Here is a 14,968-nt window from a genome sequence, read left to right as displayed (position 1 = left end):
ATAAACTTTCATATGCAACGCATGAATATAAATAAAATGATATCGAGATAGTTTATATGCTGCTTTTTTTATTATTCGAAAACTTAGTAATAAGCTTTACTAATATATTACAGTAAAACCGCTTACCCTGAATATTCAGGGTAAGCGTGAGAGTTAAGAATGAATTACAGCGGTTGGGTTTGCGCTTCAACCACGGCCAGCGCCACCATGTTGACGATACGACGTACGGATGCGATTGGTGTTAACACGTGAACCGGTTTCGCCACACCCATCAGCACCGGACCGACAGTCACACCTTCCGAGCTGGAAACACGCAGTAAGTTGTAACTAATACGGGCAGCTTCCATGTTCGGCATCACCAGAATATTGGCAGAACCTTTCAAAGGACTGTCCGGCATTCGATCGCTGCGAATCGCTTCCACCAGCGCTGCATCGCCGTGCATTTCACCATCAATCATCAGTTCTGGCGCACGCTCTCTGATCAGTTCCAGCGCTTGACGCATTTTGCTCGACGACGGGCAGTCAGAAGAACCAAAGTTGGAGTGCGACAACAGAGCCACACGCGGCTCAATACCAAAACGACGAACAGTTTCTGCCGCCATCAAGGTGATCTCCGCCAGCTCTTCTGCGTCTGGCTCGTCATTGACGTAGGTATCGGCAATAAAAGTGTTACCACTCGGCAATAGCAGCGCGTTCATTGCGCCTGCGGTGTGAACGCCATCGCGATAACCAAAGACATTTTTCACCACGCTGAAGTGTTCATGATAATCGCCCACCGTACCGCAAATCATTGCATCGGCTTCGCCACGCTGAACCATGATCGCGCCGATCACTGTCGGGTTACTGATCAGTGCCCGCTGCGCCTGCTCCTGAGTTACACCACGGCGCTTCATGATCTGGAAGTATTCGGTCCAGTATTCTTTAAAACGCGGATCGGATTCGTTATTGACGATCTCAAAATCAACGCCCGCTTTGATCTGCAAGCCCAGTTTTTGAATGCGCATTTCGATCACGTTCGGACGACCGATAAGGATCGGTTTCGCCAGTCCCAGCGTCACCAGTTCCTGAGTAGCATGCAGAACGCGAGCCTCTTCCCCTTCCGGCAAAACAACGCGCTTCGGCGCTTTGCGGGCCTGGGAGAAAATCGGCTTCATAAACAGGTTGGTTTTGTAAACGAACTCAGTCAGCTTGTCGATGTAGACGTCGAAATCAGCAATCGGACGCGTCGCCACGCCCGACTCCATCGCCGCTTTAGCGACCGCAGGAGCGATCTTAACGATCAAACGCGGATCAAACGGTTTTGGAATGATGTATTCCGGGCCGAAGCTCAGATCTTGATCGCCATACGCCGAAGCAACGACTTCGCTCTGTTCCGCATGGGCCAGTTCTGCAATCGCGCGTACCGCCGCCAGTTTCATCTCTTCGTTGATGGCGGTTGCGCCAACGTCCAGCGCGCCACGGAAGATGAACGGGAAGCAAAGCACGTTATTAACCTGGTTCGGGTAGTCGGAACGGCCGGTACAGATGATGGCATCCGGACGCACTTCTTTCGCCAGCGGCGGCAGAATTTCTGGTTCCGGGTTCGCAAGCGCCAGGATCATCGGCGCACGAGCCATTTTCTTAACCATTTCCTGGGTCAGCACTTTCGGGCCGGAACAGCCCAGGAAAATATCCGCGCCTTCAATTACATCATCGAGGGTACGTTTGCCGTCATCCACCACCGCATATGCGGCTTTGGTTTCCGCCATATTTGGCTCACGGCCCTGATAGATAACGCCTTTTGAATCACAAACCACGATGTTATGTTTTTGCAGCCCCAGCGCCACCAGCAGGTTCATACAGGCAATTGCTGCTGCACCCGCGCCGGAAACCACCATTCGCACGTCGGAGATGTTTTTCTCCACCACGCGCAATCCGTTGAGGATGGCTGCAGTGCTGATAATTGCCGTGCCGTGCTGATCGTCGTGGAATACTGGAATATTCATCCGCTCGCGCAGTTTCTGTTCAATATAGAAACATTCTGGCGCTTTAATGTCTTCGAGGTTGATGCCGCCGAAGGTCGGTTCGAGCGCAGCGACGACTTCAATAAATTTGTCCGGGTCAAGTTCATCAACTTCAATGTCAAATACATCAATCCCGGCGAATTTCTTAAACAGAACGCCCTTGCCTTCCATCACCGGTTTGCCTGCCAGCGCGCCAATGTTGCCTAACCCCAGCACCGCCGTACCGTTAGAGATCACCGCCACCAGGTTACCACGAGCGGTATATTTGTAGGCTTTTAACGGGTCTTTTTCGATTTCAAGACAAGGTGCGGCAACGCCTGGTGAGTAGGCCAGCGCCAGATCGCGCTGCGTTGCCAGAGGCTTGGTTGGAGAAACCTGGATTTTCCCTGGAACTGGAAATTCATGGAAATCAAGTGCACTTTGTTTTAACTGGTCATCCATTTGGTTGTTCCTTTCACGTAACGTTCACAAATAAAGTGTGTGAGCAACAGCCTTGCCCACAACGTGGCGCACATTATTACCTTGCCGGAGCCTACAGACTTTGAGCAAGTCCAAACTCTCACCATTAACATAATGTTTTGGTAATAATCCTATAACACTGATGTTACCTGCTTAATCCAGCAATACCATGCCTGTCTGCTATGCTTTTTTGATGCGTTTAGCGAAATTTCTCAGAAGTGTGAATTAACGCACTCATCTAACACTTTACTTTTCAAGGAGTATTTCCTATGAACGAGTTAGACGGCATCAAACAGTTCACCACTGTCGTGGCAGACAGCGGCGATATTGAGTCCATTCGCCATTATCATCCCCAGGATGCCACCACCAATCCTTCGCTGTTACTCAAGGCTGCCGGATTATCACAATATGAGCATTTAATAGACGATGCTATCGCCTGGGGTAAAAAAAATGGCAAGACCCAGGAACAACAGGTGGTCGCTGCATGTGACAAACTGGCGGTCAATTTCGGTACTGAAATTCTCAAAATCGTACCCGGTCGCGTGTCAACAGAAGTTGATGCACGCCTCTCTTTTGATAAAGAAAAAAGTATTGAGAAGGCGCGCCATTTGGTGGACTTGTATCAGCAACAAGGCGTTGAGAAATCACGTATTCTGATCAAGCTGGCTTCAACCTGGGAAGGAATTCGCGCGGCAGAAGAACTGGAAAAAGAAGGTATTAACTGCAACCTGACGCTACTGTTTTCTTTTGCTCAGGCGCGGGCCTGTGCAGAAGCAGGCGTTTTTCTGATTTCGCCGTTTGTCGGGCGTATTTATGACTGGTATCAGGCGCGTAAGCCGATGGACCCGTATGTGGTGGAAGAAGATCCGGGCGTTAAGTCAGTGCGCAATATCTACGACTACTATAAGCAACACCACTACGAAACCATTGTAATGGGCGCGAGCTTCCGTCGCACCGAACAAATCCTCGCCTTAACCGGCTGTGATCGACTGACTATTGCGCCGAATTTGCTGAAGGAGCTGCAGGAAAAAGTTTCTCCAGTAGTGCGTAAATTAATCCCGCCTTCTCAGACGTTCCCACGCCCAGCCCCGATGAGCGAAGCGGAGTTCCGTTGGGAGCACAATCAGGATGCAATGGCGGTAGAAAAACTCTCTGAAGGCATCCGCCTGTTCGCCGTTGATCAACGCAAACTGGAAGATCTTCTTGCCGTCAAACTATAAACCAGCCACGGAGTGTTATATGTCCCGAAAAGACCTTGCCAATGCGATTCGCGCGCTCAGTATGGATGCGGTACAAAAAGCCAATTCTGGTCATCCCGGCGCGCCGATGGGCATGGCTGATATTGCCGAAGTGCTGTGGAACGATTTTCTTAAACATAACCCCACCGATCCAACCTGGTATGATCGCGACCGCTTTATTCTCTCCAACGGTCACGCGTCGATGCTGCTCTACAGTTTGCTTCATCTGACCGGTTACGACCTGCCGCTGGAAGAGCTGAAGAACTTCCGTCAGTTGCATTCGAAAACCCCTGGTCACCCGGAGATTGGCTATACGCCTGGTGTTGAAACCACCACCGGTCCACTTGGACAAGGTTTGGCGAACGCGGTCGGACTGGCGATAGCAGAACGTACACTGGCGGCGCAGTTTAACCAGCCGGATCATGAAATTGTCGATCACTTCACCTATGTGTTTATGGGTGACGGCTGCCTGATGGAAGGTATTTCTCACGAAGTCTGTTCGCTGGCGGGCACGCTGGGGCTGGGCAAGCTGATTGGTTTTTACGATCACAATGGTATTTCCATCGACGGTGAAACCGAAGGCTGGTTTACCGACGATACGGCAAAACGTTTTGAAGCCTATCACTGGCATGTGATCCATGAAATCGACGGTCACGATCCGCAGGCGGTGAAGGAAGCGATTCTTGAAGCGCAAAGCGTAAAAGATAAGCCATCGCTGATTATCTGCCGTACGGTGATTGGCTTTGGTTCACCGAATAAAGCAGGTAAAGAAGAGGCGCACGGCGCACCGCTGGGTGAAGAAGAGGTGGCGCTGGCTCGACAGAAACTGGGCTGGCATCATCCGCCATTTGAGATCCCCAAAGAGATTTATCACGCCTGGGACGCTCGCGAAAAAGGCGAAAAAGCACAGCAGAGCTGGAATGAGAAGTTTGCCGCGTATAAAAAGGCTCATCCGCAACTGGCAGAAGAGTTTACTCGCCGGATGAGCGGTGGTTTACCAAAAGACTGGGAAAAAACGACGCAGAAATATATCAATGAGTTGCAGGCGAATCCGGCGAAAATCGCGACCCGTAAGGCTTCGCAAAATACGCTTAACGCTTACGGGCCCATGCTGCCTGAGTTGCTCGGCGGTTCGGCGGATCTGGCTCCCAGCAACCTCACCATCTGGAAAGGTTCTGTGTCGCTGAAGGAAGATCCGGCGGGCAACTATATTCACTACGGGGTGCGTGAATTTGGTATGACCGCTATCGCCAATGGCATTGCGCACCACGGCGGCTTCGTGCCGTATACCGCGACGTTCCTGATGTTTGTTGAATACGCCCGTAACGCCGCGCGGATGGCGGCACTGATGAAAGCGCGGCAGATTATGGTTTATACCCACGACTCTATTGGCTTAGGGGAAGATGGTCCGACGCACCAGGCCGTTGAGCAACTGGCCAGTCTGCGCCTGACGCCGAATTTTAGCACCTGGCGACCGTGTGATCAGGTGGAAGCTGCGGTGGGCTGGAAGCTGGCGGTCGAGCGTCACAACGGGCCGACGGCGCTTATCCTCTCAAGGCAGAATCTGGCCCAGGTGGAACGTACGCCAGATCAGGTAAAAGAGATTGCCCGCGGTGGTTATGTGTTGAAAGACAGCGGCGGCAAGCCGGATATTATTTTGATTGCCACTGGTTCAGAGATGGAAATCACCCTGCAAGCGGCAGAGAAATTAGCGGGAGAAGGTCGCAATGTACGCGTTGTTTCCCTGCCCTCGACCGATATTTTCGACGCCCAGGATGAGGAATATCGTGAGTCGGTGTTGCCTTCTAACGTTGCGGCTCGCGTGGCGGTGGAAGCAGGCATCGCCGATTACTGGTACAAATATGTTGGTCTGAAAGGGGCAATTGTCGGGATGACGGGTTATGGGGAATCTGCTCCTGCGGATAAGCTGTTCCCGTTCTTTGGCTTTACCGCCGAGAATATTGTGGCAAAAGCGCATAAGGTACTGGGAGTGAAAGGTGCCTGATGGTGATTGCCGGATGCTGATTGCCGGATGCTGATTGCCGGATGCGACGCTGACGCGTCTTATCCGGCCTGACGCGTCTTATCAGGCTGACATGTTCCCGCTATTATGTTTAACGGGTGATCCACAACGTGGGCCAGGCGTCTGGCCCATGCCAGTTATCACAGGTGGGTTCTGCGGCGTAACGCACCAGGCGAAAACGCTGACCGTCAAAGCGCCAGCGCGCCTGAATGCCACAATCGCTTAATCCGCGCCCTTTTGCTAAGGTCACCAGTTCACGCGATTTTTCATCGAATGTTGCGTTCATCAGTTCCAGTTCATTGGTCTCCTGACCGTTGTTGAACGGCAAACGCAACCGTACCGGGCGCGAAGCCAGTGGCTTTTTACGCGACACAATCCACGCAAGATCAATGGTGTTATACGCGCCTGCTTCACAGCTAATCATCATTAATGCTTTATCGTCGGTCAGCGCCGTAACGCTCACTTCACGACGCAACGGATCAAGCGAACAGCGCAGACCATTCATCCGCCAGTTACCGTAATCCAGCAAATCGTTACGTTCTTCACGAGAAAGTGGGGTCGGCGTCGGGTTCACTACCGCGACCTCTTTTAGCGCAGGCGCTGGCGGTACACTGAGCGGCGGTTCGTCCCCTTTCTTGATCCACGCAGTTTCACTGCCGAGGCGCTTTTGCTGGGCATCAATAAACAACAACGCTGCTTTTAAGCCACTCAGTGAAATGGTCTGATCGCCGTCGCGTAAGGTGATCGCTTTCCCTTCCTGAATCATCTGCAAAAACGCGGTGATGGTTGTCGTATCATCGGTTACTAATAACCATGGTGAAATCCGCCACGTGTTACCACTCAACGCCAACGGCTCGCCATCTAACAGCAGCCGTGGCGCTATCTCCCCTTCCGACGCATCCGGCGACTTCAACCCGCCGCGCTCAATACGTAAAACGGCATCGGTATGCGCCCCGGCGCTGCGGCTCAGGGTCATCACCAGTCCATTATGATTGCCCGTATTGCGCGCCACACAGAAATTTTGATTATTACAGGTGACCTGCCAGTCGGAAAATGCCCGTTGCGCTGGTGCCGCCCACACCAAAGACGTCGGCAACAAAGCGAAAAAAAAGAGAAGGAAAATGCGATAGCGCATGGACGGTACGACCCCAGAAGTTCAAACAAACAGCACAAGTCGTATCTTCGTTGCGCAGGTAGCGCGGCTCAATCGGATTTATCGGATTGAGCCAATAATAAACAACGAAATATTATTGTTATTTTTCAGTCCATTAAATGTGATGTTTGCAAATAGTTAAGCAATAACACCGTCTTACCGTCACGTATTTCGCCGCTTTTGATCATCTCCAGCGCCTGGCTGAACGGCAGCTCGAGCACTTCAATATCTTCATCTTCGACACCACCGCCCGCATTAGCGCGCTGGCTGTCACTGTATTCGGCGATAAAAAAGTGGATTAGCTCAGTCACACCGCCTGGCGACATATACAGTTCAAATAATTTGCGCACTTCGCCAACTTCATACCCCGTCTCTTCAATCGCTTCTTTGCGAATACACACTTCCGGTTCGTCGTTATCCAGCAGCCCGGCGCAGGTTTCAATCAGCTGCCCGCTGTCATTGCCATTAACCCAGGTAGCGACGCGGAACTGACGAATCAGAACGACGGTCTTTTTCTTCGCGTTGTACAGGAGGATCGTCGCACCATTACCACGATCATAAACTTCACGTTTATGGCGGATAACTTCGCCATCTTTTCGCGTGAGATCGTAAGTAATGTTGTGCAGGGTGAAATAGTTATCGGAGAGAATTTTGTCTTTAATGAGGGTGATTTGTTGCGTCATACCGACTCCACAGCGCGAAATGAACAATTATCTTACGCTGTGAAGCCGGATTTGTCTGCGCAGGCTATTAGTGAGATTTGACTGATTTTACCCCCAGCCAGTCAATGATCCCCTGTGCCGCATGACGTCCTTCTGCCATTGCGGTAACCACCAGATCCGCACCACGCACGGCATCGCCACCTGCGAAGATTTTCGGATTCGTGGTCTGGTAACGGTACTGGCTTTCAACGTCCGCTACGATGCGGCCCCATTTATCCACCGTTACACCGTGCGACTCCAGCCACGGCATACCATGAGGATTAAAACCAAATGCCATGATCACCGCATCGGCTGGCATCACAAACTCACTGCCTTCCACCGGCACCGGACGCCGACGCCCCTGGGCATCCGGCTCGCCAAGACACGTACGCAGGAAACGAATTCCGCAAACATGACCTTGCTCATTCAGCTCAAGCGCCACCGGCTGGACGTTAAATTCGAAGTTTGCCCCCTCTTCGCGGGCGTTCTTCACCTCCTTCTTCGAGCCAGGCATGTTAGCTTCATCACGACGATAGGCACAGGTGACGTTACTCGCGCCATGGCGCAGCGCGGTACGCACACAGTCCATCGCGGTGTCGCCACCGCCCAGTACCACGACATTGAGTCCGGCGGTATTGATAAACGGCTCTTCAGGTAACTCTTCAAGTCCCATCACCTGTTTAGTGTTGGCGATGAGGAATGGCAGCGCGTCATAAACGCCCGGCGCATCTTCATTAGGTAAACCCGCTTTCATGGAACGGTAAGTGCCTACGCCAACGAAGACCGCGTCGTATTGTTCCAAAAGCGAATCCAAAGAGACATCTTTACCCACTTCACAATTGAGTTCGAAGTGAATCCCCATCGCGCTGAAGATTTCCCGGCGACGCGCCAGCAGGGACTTATCCAGTTTGAAAGAAGGAATGCCGAAGGTGAGCAGGCCACCGATTTCTGGATGGCGATCGTACACCGTCACCTCCACGCCATTGCGGATCAGAACATCCGCACAGGCTAGCCCTGCCGGACCTGCACCGATAATCGCCACCCGCTTATCCACTTTGGTGACATGGCTTAAGTCAGGACGCCAACCTTTCGCCAACGCCTGATCCGAAATGTAGCGTTCGATGTTGCCGATAGTTACCGCTCCGTGCTCATCGCGAATGGTGCAGGCTCCTTCGCACAGACGGTCTTGCGGGCAAACGCGTCCGGTAATTTCTGGCAGGGTGTTGGTCTGGTGAGAAAGCTCGACGGCGGCGTCGATATTTCCGGCTTTCACCAGCTCTATCCACTGCGGAATGTGGTTATGCAGAGGGCAGGTCCATTCACAAACGCTGTGCTCGCCGCACTTCAGGCAACGCGAGGCTTCCCGTTGTGCCTGGTCGGCGCGAAATGGCAGATAAATTTCATCAAAACCAGTTTTGCGCGCTTCAATCGCCAGTTTATCCGGCTCGCCTCGCGCGGGGGTTGCCTGCATTTGCTCGACTTTACTCATCGCCGGCATTTCTGGTGCCCCAGTACTGGCATGCCACGGTTGATGCTCCTGACGTGCGGTGCGCAGGCGGCGAGATTTCGCTATGCCGGAAAGTGCGGCGTCAGTGACCAGTTGCAGAGCGTCCGCCGGACAATTCTCGACACAGGCAGGACCGCTTTCGCGACCTGCACAAAGGTCGCATTTATGCGCCGTGGCTTTAACTTTGCCTGCCGCGACGGGTGTCAGGACGATTTGCATCGTACCAAATGGACAAGCTACCACGCAGGATTTACAGCCAATACACTTTTGCTGATTGACCTGAATGCTGTCATCAACATGGCTGATCGCGCCATTAGGGCAACTACGGGCGCAGGGCGCATCTTCGCAATGGTGACAGGTCACCGCACTACGTTGCTGCTGATGTTTGATAACCGTAATTCGGGGATGAAAATGGTGTTGGCTCAGGACATGTTGCTCATCATTGTGAGCCATGACACAGGCGATTTCACAAGCATGACAACCCAGACATTGCTGACTGTTGGCCATAATAAAACGATTCATAACGACCTTCTTTTTTGGTTGTAAAAACCTTATTCTTTATATGAGTGTTGTTATTACCCGACTTACAGGGGAATCGGCAATGTTCATGTGCCCAGAATAAGTCACTATTTCGCTATAAACTGTGGCAGATCAAATAATCCCATCACTGATTAAATTGCATTTCAGCAAACTGGAACATTAATGATTTTATGTGGAGAAGACGCGTGTGATTGTTAAACGCCCCGTCTCGGCCAGTTTGGCCCGGGCCTTTTTTTACATTGTGCTGCTGTCGATTCTTTCCACGGGTATCGCACTGCTAACTCTGGCGAGCAGTTTGCGCGACGCTGAGGCTATCAATATTGCCGGATCGTTGCGTATGCAGAGTTACCGCCTGGGCTACGACTTGCAAAGCGGCAGTCCACAACTCAATGCGCATCGCCAGCTGTTCCAACAGGCACTGCACTCACCGGTGTTAACCAATCTCAACGTCTGGTATGTGCCAGAGGCAGTAAAAACCCGCTATGCGCATCTGAATGCCAACTGGCTGGAGATGAATAATCGGCTCAGCAAGGGCGATTTGCCGTGGTATCAGGCCAATATTAATAATTATGTTAATCAGATAGACCTGTTCGTGCTGGCTTTACAGCACTACGCCGAACGCAAAATGCTGCTGGTGGTGGCGATCTCCCTGGCTGGCGGCATCGGTATTTTCACGCTGGTCTTTTTTACTCTGCGCCGCATACGCCATCAGGTGGTTGCCCCGCTGAATCAGCTGGTTACCGCCAGTCAGCGTATTGAACACGGCCAGTTCGATTCGCCGCCGCTGGATACCAGTCTGCCCAATGAGCTGGGACTGTTGGCCAAAACCTTTAACCAGATGTCGAGCGAGCTGCATAAATTGTATCGTTCGCTGGAAGCGTCAGTAGAAGAAAAAACCCGTGATCTCCACGAGGCCAAGCGTCGCCTGGAGGTGTTGTATCAGTGTTCGCAGGCGCTGAACACCAGCCAGATAGATGTGCATTGTTTCCGCCATATTTTGCAGATTGTTCGCGACAATGAAGCGGCTGAATATCTGGAGTTGAATGTCGGTGAAAACTGGCGGATTAGTGAAGGGAAACCAAACCCCGAATTGCCGATGCAGATTTTACCGGTAACGATGCAAGAGACGGTTTACGGCGAACTGCACTGGCAAAATAGCCACGTGTCATCATCAGAACCGCTGCTTAACAGCGTTTCGTCGATGCTGGGACGCGGTTTGTACTTTAATCAGGCGCAGAAGCATTTTCAGCAGTTACTGTTGATGGAAGAACGTGCCACCATCGCACGGGAATTACATGATTCGCTGGCCCAGGTGCTTTCTTACTTACGTATCCAGTTGACGTTACTTAAACGTTCGATACCGGAAGATAACGCCACCGCACAAAATATCATGGCCGATTTCTCCCAGGCATTGAATGATGCTTATCGACAGTTACGCGAGCTGTTGACCACGTTCCGCCTGACGCTGCAGCAAGCGGATCTTCCCTCCGCGTTGCGGGAAATGCTGGATACGTTACAAAATCAAACCAGCGCAAAACTGACTCTCGACTGCCGTCTGCCAACACTGGCGCTGGATGCGCAAATGCAGGTGCATTTGTTGCAAATTATTCGCGAAGCGGTACTCAATGCGATGAAGCACGCCAACGCCAGCGAAATAGCCGTCAGCTGCGTCACCGCGCCGGACGGCAATCACACAGTCTATATCCGTGATAACGGGATTGGCATCGGAGAACCGAAAGAACCCGAAGGTCACTATGGTCTGAATATTATGCGCGAACGCGCGGAACGACTGGGTGGAACGCTGACTTTTTCACAACCTTCCGGTGGCGGCACGTTAGTGAGTATTAGCTTTCGCTCTGCGGAGGGTGAGGAAAGCCAGCTAATGTAATGCCACCTACTGACCAAAGAATACTTGCACTTAAGGTTCAGTATAAAAGGGCATGATAATTTACATTAACTCCTTTTTTTCTCCACGATTGGTCCGTACCTTGCCGCTACAGTGAAGCAAGGCATGCCAACAACAATACGCAGAAACACGAGGTCCTCTTTTAATGGCGAATTTCTTTATTGATCGCCCCATTTTTGCTTGGGTGCTGGCAATCCTGTTGTGTCTGACAGGAACCCTGGCGATTTTCTCATTGCCCGTTGAACAATACCCGGATCTTGCACCGCCTAATGTGCGAGTAACCGCTAACTATCCCGGCGCATCGGCTCAGACGCTGGAAAACACCGTGACCCAGGTTATCGAGCAAAATATGACCGGCCTCGATAATCTCATGTATATGTCGTCTCAAAGCAGTGGCACCGGTCAGGCATCTGTCACCTTAAGTTTTAAAGCGGGCACCGATCCGGACGAAGCAGTGCAGCAAGTACAAAACCAGCTGCAATCAGCCATGCGAAAGTTGCCGCAGGCGGTGCAAAATCAGGGCGTGACGGTGCGTAAAACCGGCGATACCAACATTCTTACCATTGCCTTCGTCTCTACCGATGGTTCGATGGATAAGCAGGATATTGCCGATTACGTTGCCAGTAATATTCAGGACCCATTAAGCCGCGTGAATGGCGTCGGGGATATCGATGCCTATGGTTCGCAATATTCAATGCGTATCTGGCTGGACCCGGCGAAACTCAACAGTTTTCAGATGACGGCTAAAGATGTCACTGATGCCATTGAGTCACAGAACGCGCAGATTGCGGTTGGGCAACTTGGTGGTACGCCTTCCGTCGATAAGCAGGCGCTCAACGCCACCATTAACGCCCAGTCACTGCTGCAAACACCAGAACAGTTCCGCGATATCACCTTACGGGTGAATCAGGACGGTTCAGAAGTAAGGCTGGGCGATGTCGCCACCGTCGAAATGGGGGCAGAGAAATACGATTATCTCAGCCGCTTCAACGGTAAGCCAGCCTCCGGGCTGGGGGTAAAACTGGCCTCCGGCGCGAACGAAATGGCAACAGCGGAGCTGGTACTCAATCGTCTCGACGAACTGGCGCAGTACTTCCCACATGGACTGGAATACAAGGTGGCATATGAAACCACCTCATTTGTTAAAGCCTCCATTGAAGACGTGGTGAAAACGCTGCTGGAAGCTATCGCCCTGGTTTTCCTCGTTATGTATCTGTTCTTGCAAAACTTCCGTGCCACGCTGATACCAACTATCGCCGTGCCGGTGGTGTTGATGGGAACCTTCTCCGTACTTTACGCCTTCGGTTACAGCGTCAACACCTTAACCATGTTCGCGATGGTGCTGGCGATCGGTCTGCTGGTGGATGACGCCATCGTGGTGGTGGAAAACGTCGAACGTATTATGAGTGAGGAAGGACTCACTCCTCGCGAAGCCACACGTAAATCGATGGGGCAGATCCAGGGGGCACTGGTCGGGATTGCGATGGTGCTGTCGGCGGTATTTGTGCCAATGGCCTTCTTCGGTGGCACCACCGGAGCTATCTATCGCCAGTTCTCTATTACCATTGTTGCGGCGATGGTGCTGTCAGTACTGGTAGCGATGATCCTCACTCCGGCTCTGTGCGCCACGCTACTTAAGCCGCTGAAAAAAGGTGAGCATCACGGGCAAAAAGGCTTTTTTGCCTGGTTTAACCAGATGTTTAATCGTAACGCCGAACGCTACGAAAAAGGGGTGGCGAAAATTCTTCACCGTAGCCTGCGCTGGATTGTGATTTATGTCCTGCTGCTTGGCGGCATGGTGTTCCTGTTCCTGCGTTTGCCGACGTCGTTCTTGCCGCTGGAAGACCGTGGCATGTTTACTACCTCGGTACAGTTGCCCAGCGGTTCAACCCAACAACAGACCCTGAAAGTCGTTGAGCAAATCGAGAAATATTACTTCACCCATGAAAAAGACAACATCATGTCGGTGTTTGCCACCGTTGGTTCTGGCCCTGGGGGTAACGGGCAAAACGTGGCGCGAATGTTTATCCGCCTGAAAGACTGGAGCGAACGCGACAGTAAGACCGGCACCTCGTTTGCCATTATCGAACGTGCAACGAAGGAATTTAATAAGATTAAAGAAGCTCGCGTTATCGCCAGCAGCCCGCCAGCAATTAGCGGCCTTGGCAGTTCTGCGGGTTTTGATATGGAGTTGCAGGACCACGCTGGTGCGGGTCACGATGCGCTGATGGCAGCACGTAACCAGTTGCTGGCTCTGGCGGCGGAAAATCCGGAGTTAACCCGTGTACGCCATAACGGCCTTGACGACAGTCCGCAGTTGCAGATTGATATCGATCAGCGTAAAGCTCAGGCGCTGGGCGTTGCTATCGACGATATTAACGACACGCTGCAAACCGCGTGGGGTTCAAGCTATGTGAATGACTTTATGGATCGCGGTCGCGTGAAGAAAGTCTATGTGCAGGCCGCTGCGCCATATCGCATGCTGCCAGATGACATCAATCTCTGGTATGTACGAAATAAAGATGGTGGCATGGTCCCCTTCTCTGCTTTCGCGACCTCACGCTGGGAAACAGGCTCGCCGCGTCTGGAACGCTATAACGGTTATTCAGCGGTAGAGATTGTCGGGGAAGCCGCGCCGGGGGTCAGCACCGGTACTGCAATGGATATTATGGAATCGTTAGTGAAGCAGTTGCCAAGCGGCTTTGGTCTGGAATGGACGGCGATGTCGTATCAGGAGCGACTCTCCGGCGCGCAGGCTCCGGCGCTGTATGCCATTTCATTGCTGGTGGTATTCCTGTGTCTGGCGGCGCTGTATGAAAGCTGGTCAGTGCCGTTCTCGGTAATGCTGGTCGTGCCGCTGGGCGTTATCGGCGCGCTGCTGGCAACCTGGCTGCGCGGGCTAGAAAACGACGTTTACTTCCAGGTAGGCCTGTTAACGGTGATTGGTTTATCGGCGAAAAACGCCATCCTGATCGTCGAATTTGCTAACGAGATGAACCAAAAAGGCCACGACCTGTTTGAAGCGACGCTCCACGCCTGCCGTCAGCGTTTACGTCCGATTCTGATGACCTCTCTGGCCTTTATCTTCGGCGTATTGCCAATGGCAACCAGCACTGGGGCCGGTTCCGGTGGCCAGCATGCGGTGGGTACTGGCGTAATGGGCGGGATGATTTCGGCCACGATTCTGGCTATTTACTTCGTGCCGCTGTTCTTTGTGCTGGTGCGCCGCCGCTTCCCGCTGAAGCCACGCCCGGAATAAGCAATTAAAAAGGCGACATACCAATGTGTCGCCTTTTTCAACTTTCCGATAAAGAACCTGTTCAGCAGGTACTTTCTGTTTGTACTTTGTCTCAGGAATTACTTACGAAGCATAACTTCGATAAAGTCTTTCCAGTTCCCCAGTTCACGTTCAATCATAACAACCTCTCTTATAATTAT

9 protein-coding genes are annotated in these 14,968 nt (G+C 52.1%); 4 read left to right on the top strand and 5 right to left on the bottom strand.

Annotation, left to right across the window (positions count from 1 at the left end; all coding sequences use genetic code 11):
- Window positions 1–164 precede the first annotated feature (164 nt).
- Window positions 165–2,444, bottom strand: coding sequence for an NADP-dependent oxaloacetate-decarboxylating malate dehydrogenase (gene maeB, locus BEB42_RS10795; protein WP_000342640.1), 2,280 nt, complete (start codon window positions 2,442–2,444; stop codon window positions 165–167).
- A gap of 287 nt (window positions 2,445–2,731) precedes the next feature.
- Between maeB and tal the strand changes: the two genes are divergently transcribed.
- Both tal and tkt read left to right on the top strand, forming a co-directional pair.
- Window positions 2,732–3,682, top strand: coding sequence for a transaldolase (gene tal / locus BEB42_RS10790; protein ID WP_001003725.1), 951 nt, complete (start codon window positions 2,732–2,734; stop codon window positions 3,680–3,682).
- 19 nt (window positions 3,683–3,701) lie between these two features.
- Entirely contained in the window at window positions 3,702–5,705 is a 2,004-nt protein-coding gene (tkt, locus tag BEB42_RS10785; RefSeq protein WP_000087280.1) for a transketolase, read from the top strand.
- A gap of 109 nt (window positions 5,706–5,814) precedes the next feature.
- On the opposite strand, the gene BEB42_RS10780 is transcribed toward tkt, so the two are convergent.
- The 3 genes from BEB42_RS10780 to aegA form a co-directional block, all read right to left on the bottom strand.
- Window positions 5,815–6,858: a DUF1176 domain-containing protein gene (locus tag BEB42_RS10780; protein ID WP_001270546.1), complete on the bottom strand. Its 1,044-nt coding sequence runs from the start codon at window positions 6,856–6,858 to the stop codon at window positions 5,815–5,817.
- Between the two features lie 125 nt (window positions 6,859–6,983).
- Window positions 6,984–7,559 carry a GDP-mannose pyrophosphatase NudK gene (nudK, locus tag BEB42_RS10775; RefSeq protein ID WP_001353047.1) on the bottom strand — a complete coding sequence of 192 codons (576 nt, stop codon included), beginning with the start codon at window positions 7,557–7,559 and terminating at the stop codon, window positions 6,984–6,986.
- 67 nt (window positions 7,560–7,626) lie between these two features.
- On the bottom strand, window positions 7,627–9,606 hold the full coding sequence (gene aegA / locus BEB42_RS10770) for a formate-dependent uric acid utilization protein AegA (protein ID WP_001078893.1): 1,980 nt from the start codon (window positions 9,604–9,606) through the stop codon (window positions 7,627–7,629).
- Between the two features lie 205 nt (window positions 9,607–9,811).
- On the opposite strand from aegA, the gene narQ reads away from it, so the two are divergent.
- A complete protein-coding gene (gene narQ / locus BEB42_RS10765; RefSeq protein ID WP_001353046.1) occupies window positions 9,812–11,512 on the top strand; it encodes a nitrate/nitrite two-component system sensor histidine kinase NarQ in 1,701 nt (566 codons plus the stop codon).
- A 163-nt stretch (window positions 11,513–11,675) separates the two neighbouring features.
- Window positions 11,676–14,789: a multidrug efflux RND transporter permease AcrD gene (gene acrD / locus BEB42_RS10760; RefSeq protein WP_001273157.1), complete on the top strand. Its 3,114-nt coding sequence runs from the start codon at window positions 11,676–11,678 to the stop codon at window positions 14,787–14,789.
- 98 nt (window positions 14,790–14,887) lie between these two features.
- Here acrD and ypfM read toward each other — a convergent pair whose 3' ends face one another.
- Window positions 14,888–14,947: a protein YpfM gene (gene ypfM / locus BEB42_RS10755; protein ID WP_001386977.1), complete on the bottom strand. Its 60-nt coding sequence runs from the start codon at window positions 14,945–14,947 to the stop codon at window positions 14,888–14,890.
- Window positions 14,948–14,968: the final 21 nt, after the last annotated feature.

The sequence above is a fragment of the Escherichia sp. MOD1-EC5990 genome (assembly GCF_002965285.1).
In the GTDB taxonomy this organism is placed as follows: Bacteria; Pseudomonadota; Gammaproteobacteria; order Enterobacterales; family Enterobacteriaceae; genus Escherichia; species Escherichia coli_F.
Note: the sequence above shows the minus strand (reverse complement) of the source record. Positions and strands in the feature narration are given on the sequence as shown.